The organism is Pelagivirga sediminicola, from assembly GCF_003072125.1.
In the GTDB taxonomy this organism is placed as follows: Bacteria; Pseudomonadota; Alphaproteobacteria; order Rhodobacterales; family Rhodobacteraceae; genus Roseovarius; species Roseovarius sediminicola.
Genome location: NZ_QCYH01000038.1, coordinates 1 through 4,638 on the forward strand (window position 1 = coordinate 1; position 4,638 = coordinate 4,638).

Sequence of the window (4,638 nt, forward strand, 5' to 3'; positions counted from 1 at the left end):
CGGACGGAGGCTTGATCTTGGTCTTGCGCGGCCACCTGGGGCTCTCGATCTCGTCGAGCATCCGCCGGATGATCGGCTCCGCATCGGCGGTATAGACCTCGCGGGTCACGTTGATCCAATCCGCCAGTTCGTCGCGAGGGATTACTTTTGTGGGATGGTCGGCCTCCAGCTGACGATGCAGGCCCAGCTCGACCCGCCTCGCCACCTGCCCACTGGGCATCGGCACCTCGTCGAGAAGTTCTGCCTCGACATTCTTCCCCAATCTCAGCTCGCTCCGCATGCGGCGATCGGGGCGGCAGCTGTGCCCCAGCTTCACATACACTCCGTATCCAGGAACGCGGAACCGCATCATGTAAAGCGCACTCGGTGCAGAGACCCAGCTTTCACCGCAGCCACCACAATTGAACCGGCCCGTTGCGAGATTGCCAGTCGAAACGCGCTGCTGATAACCGCAGGCATCATGCTCGAGCTGGCGGTAGTTGCTCTCGCCCTCGACGTCGGCGCCGATTACCGACCACCCGAGTTTCGCAGCCTGATCCTGCAGCTTTCGTGCGTAGCAAATATCGCAGTGATATCCGCGGGCGCCCGGCGCGGGCCCTTCTTTCGCAAGCTTGGCGACACGGCCTCGCTGGAGCCGGGCCTCGTGACCACAAGGCAGGGTATAGGTTGCATAGTGACGATGGGCTTCATCGCGGGCCTGCAGGGTAAATCCAACCTTTGTGGCATCACCCTGGCGCGCCGCCTGCTGGCAACCGCCGCAGGCGGGCTGGACCGCCATCAGCGTATACACCCGATGGGCCGTATGTGCGCCGCATGTCAGGCATTCCAACGCGACGTACAGACGATCCAGCAGCCGGCGGTCGATGCGATATCCCTTGCGCCGTGCGGCTGCGTGCCAGGTCGCGGGGATGCGGCGCTTGTATTCTGTCCATTTGTCATCCGCGATGTGGCGCGAGCCGCGGGGGATGTGGAGGGGCTTCTTGTGGGTCATGATGAAAGATCCTTTTTGGACACGTCTGGTGAGGCCGCGCCCTTACGGGGCGGCAAAATGCAGGAAGAGGGCCTCCGCGCGCAGGCGCGAAGGTTAGGGGTGAAAATCAGGGGGGATCAGGCGGTGGTCAGCAGGCCTCGGGCCATGCGTACTGCAGGCCGTCATGCAGATCATCGAGATCGCAGACAGGCTGATAGAGTTCCATCCGGATCACGGTACTCAGGCGCGCATGGCACTGATCCAGCATGTGGCTGACATGATGCGGCACACACCCGCGCCCAAGCCGCTGCCGGAAGAAGGTCGCGGCCCGCAGCCGGTTGTCGGCCGTGCCGAAATCGATGACATTCTCGGAGCCCATCACCGCGTCGGCGATGCGGACCATGGCCAAAAGTGCCGCATCCCCAGCCTGCGTCACTGCCGCCTCGCGGAGTGCCCGGCGGAGATCGAAAACCACATCCCAGTTACGCTCCGCTTCGCGGAGCCAAGAATTGACCGCCGGATCCCAGACATCAATGTCCGTGATATCGCGTTCCGCCTCGATCGCGACGGCAAGCGCGCCGTTAAATCGCGAAAACAAGGTGGAGATGAGAGAACGCGTGTTGCCGTGAAGCGCTTCTGAATTCGAGGTGGGCGTGGTAGTGACAGAATAGGTCATGACTGATCTCCGTTTCAGATCGATTGTGGCTCAGAGCCGGGGTGAGGGGTTGAAGACCTCGTCTCGGCTCGGCTCTTGCCTTGTGTAGTCTAATGTAGTTATACGTAGCAGGTGAGAAACAACCGGTCAACTACATGTAACTACAAATGATGAATAAAAGCGTTCCCATATCATTTCGCCTTCCGGCAGATACCAAGCAAGCACTCGAAAAGGCAGCGAAAGACGATTCCCGCTCCGTCTCATCTCTGTTGGATAAACTTGTGTCAGACTGGCTCAAGGAGCAGGGATATCTGGCAAAGTAATGCAGCAACACGTCCATGGGCGGTCGGAAGATTGGCCAGTGTAATCACCGACAGTATCGGTGTCTTTCAGGCGTACCTGACGTTTGGGAGGCCGAGAAGTTTGCCCTGATGCCCCTGCCCACGATGTTTGATAGCTTTGTCGAAGAGAGAAAGCGCGTATCACCCACCTGCCTGATCACCTTCGATCGCAACCGTTATTCTGTGCCCGCCAGCTTTGCGAACCGGCCGGTGAGCTTGCGCATCTACCCCGAACGATTGGTGATTGCCGCCGAAGGCCATGTCATCTGCACACATCAGCGGATCATCGATCGATCCCACCGCGAGCCAGGGCGCGTCCTCTATGACTGGCGCCATTATCTGGCGGTCGTTCAGCGCAAGCCCGGGGCATCGCGCAATGGCGCGCCCTTCGTCGAAATGCCCGAACCCTTCCGCTTGCTGCAGGCGAAGATGCTGCGGCAGCCCGGCGGGGACCGTGAAATGGTCGATATCTTGTCACTGGTCTTGCATCACGATGAACAGGCGGTGCTCTGCGCTGTGGAATTGGCATTGGAGGCGGGTGTGCCCACCAAGACCCATGTGCTGAACCTGCTTCACCGCCTGTTGGATGGCACGCCGACCGACCAGCCAGACGTGAACCCTCCAGCCGCCTTGTCCCTGAGCAAGGAGCCCGAGGCCAATGTCGCACGTTATGATGGATTGCGCGTCCAGAAAGGAGTGCGCGATGCGTCATGATCCCGCTGGAGCTGCCATCGTCATCATGCTGCGCAGCCTGAAGATGCGTCACGCCAAAGGAGTGCTTTCAGCACGACGCATGGCGCAGGCTGTGCAGGATCTGCATGAGCAAGGATCGCCCGCATTTGAAGCCGCCATGCCGATCCTGTCGCAACTGCTCAAGGCGGAAATGGCCGAGCGCGAGGTGCGCTCTATCGCCTATCACATGAAGGCGGCCCGCTTTCCGGCTTACAAGGACCTCTCCGGCTTCGACTTTGCCGCCAGCGAGATCCGTGAAGCCTTAGTCAGACAACTCCATCGTTGTGAGTTCATGGACGCGGCCGAGAATGTGGTGCTGATCGGAGGTCCGGGAACAGGGAAATCGCATGTTGCCACCGCCCTCGGCATTCAGGCCATCGAGCATCACCGCAAGCGCGTCCGCTTCTTCTCGACGGTTGAACTGGTCAACGCACTGGAGCAGGAAAAGGCCCAAGGCAAGGCCGGGAAGATCGCTGAGGCGCTGGTGCCGCGCGACAAACAAGGTGAGAATCCAGCGTCAATCAGGATGAGAACGCGGGGGTGGGGGCTCGCAGGGAGGGCGTAGCCCGACTGGAGAGGCCCCACCCCGGCGTTGCGCCCCAAATGGGCGGGTCTGACGGTCGTGGCCGGCTCGGATAGGGAATGATTTTCTGCGTAAGGAGATCGTTCATGCCGGGCCGTCATGTCACTGATCAACAGATGAGGCTTTTCATGACGCTCAGACAGACCCATTCCACTCCCGTGGCCGCGGCGAAGGCCGGTATCAGCCAAGCGACCGGTTATCGACTGCAGGCCGACCCGACGTTGCCATCGCAGAAGAAGATCGCGCGCAGCCGACGTCGACCGGATCCGCTTGCGGATATTTTCGACACGGAGGTCGTGCCGCTGCTGCGCTCCTCACCGGGGATCCGGCCCGTGGCGGTTTACGAGGAACTTATGCGACGGCACCCCGATCTGGGCACTGGCCTCGGGCGCACGCTGGAGCGGCGGATGCGCGCCCGGAAGGCCGAGCAAAGCTGATTGACGCGCCCCGACAATCAAAAACACAAACCACTTGATCGCGGCTGAAAAGACCGCCAACGTCACAAACGTCGCGACCAAGGATTCTCATCCTGATTGACGCGCTCTTCTCATCCAGATTGTCGCGCACACGCTGGTCAAAACCGACTTGGTGATGCTGGATGAGCTGGGATATCTGCCGTTCAGCGCCTCCGGCGGTGCGTTGCTCTTCCATCTTCTGAGCAAGTTGTATGAACACACCAGCGTCATCATCACCACCAACCTGAGCTTCAGTGAATGGGCCAGCGTCTTTGGCGATGCCAAAATGACCACAGCACTGCTCGATCGTCTCACACATCGCTGCCACATCCTCTAGACCGGCAATGACAGCTACCGCTTCAAGGCCAGCTCCGAAACAGCGAAGAAAAAGCGAAAGGAGGCAACAGGATTGACGCCATCATAATCAACAGATCATAACGACTGGGTGGGTCAGATCTCGATGAAAATGCCGGGTCAGTTCTCAGTGACAATCAACAGCGCGGGTCAAGAATGTGACGCTGCATGAAATCGGATTGCGCGGCAAAAAAGGTCGGCCTCGGGCAGGTCGAGGTACCGGGCAATGCGGCGCAGATTATGGGCCGAAGGCAGGCCCGCGCTGTTGACGTAGGGATTGAACTGCTGGCGATTGATGCCGATTTTGCGGCACACCTGCGCGATTGACCCCGTCTCGGTGCAGATGCTTCGCAAATTTTTCGAAACATCATCGCTCATTACTGAAATCCTTACGTCAAAAGAAGCCATGTAGCGTCGGTCTGCTTACACGCTTCTACAGTCGTAAGCCTCCGGCGGCGGCCGTCTGATTTCGGGATCGATCCGATGGTAAGTCCGACCTTATGTCCGACTTTATCAACCGCCCTCAAATCGAAGTTCTTTCCGCCGCT

The 4,638-nt window shown here is 59.6% G+C and carries 3 protein-coding genes and 4 pseudogenes; 4 read left to right on the forward strand and 3 right to left on the reverse strand.

All coding sequences use genetic code 11. The features are described 5' to 3' along the window. Together DC366_RS19080 and DC366_RS19085 are read right to left on the reverse strand one after the other, a co-directional pair. Positions 1–991: hypothetical protein (locus DC366_RS19080; protein ID WP_108693740.1), on the reverse strand; the 991-nt coding region annotated here is incomplete at its 3' end. A 127-nt stretch (positions 992–1,118) separates the two neighbouring features. Further along, the gene (locus tag DC366_RS19085; RefSeq protein WP_133176254.1) at positions 1,119–1,646 is read right to left on the reverse strand and encodes a hypothetical protein; all 528 of its coding nucleotides are present in this window, start codon (positions 1,644–1,646) and stop codon (positions 1,119–1,121) included. Between the two features lie 308 nt (positions 1,647–1,954). Between DC366_RS19085 and DC366_RS19095 the strand changes: the two are divergent. The 4 pseudogenes from DC366_RS19095 to DC366_RS19110 all read left to right on the forward strand — a co-directional run. After that, a pseudogene (locus tag DC366_RS19095) lies at positions 1,955–2,680 on the forward strand (Mu transposase domain-containing protein); the annotation flags it as partial. Beyond that, a pseudogene (locus DC366_RS19100) lies at positions 2,670–3,194 on the forward strand (ATP-binding protein); the annotation flags it as partial. The pseudogenes DC366_RS19095 and DC366_RS19100, both read left to right, overlap by 11 nt. Positions 3,195–3,367: 173 nt before the next feature. Continuing rightward, positions 3,368–3,706: pseudogene (locus tag DC366_RS19105) on the forward strand (IS21 family transposase); the annotation flags it as partial. Positions 3,707–3,839: 133 nt separating this feature from the next. Then, positions 3,840–4,160, forward strand: a pseudogene (locus DC366_RS19110) (ATP-binding protein); the annotation flags it as partial. 80 nt (positions 4,161–4,240) lie between these two features. On the opposite strand, the gene DC366_RS19115 reads toward DC366_RS19110, so the two are convergent. Then, the gene (locus DC366_RS19115) at positions 4,241–4,468 is read right to left on the reverse strand and encodes a helix-turn-helix domain-containing protein (RefSeq protein ID WP_207768790.1); all 228 of its coding nucleotides are present in this window, start codon (positions 4,466–4,468) and stop codon (positions 4,241–4,243) included. Positions 4,469–4,638 lie beyond the last annotated feature (170 nt).

What these genes read in the sequence shown, in the direction of transcription:
- DC366_RS19115 (WP_207768790.1), bottom strand. Translation starts at nt 4,468, where the DNA reads ATGAGCGATGATGTTTCGAAAAATTTGCGAAGCATCTGCACCGAGACG.
- DC366_RS19085 (WP_133176254.1), bottom strand. Translation starts at nt 1,646, where the DNA reads ATGACCTATTCTGTCACTACCACGCCCACCTCGAATTCAGAAGCGCTT.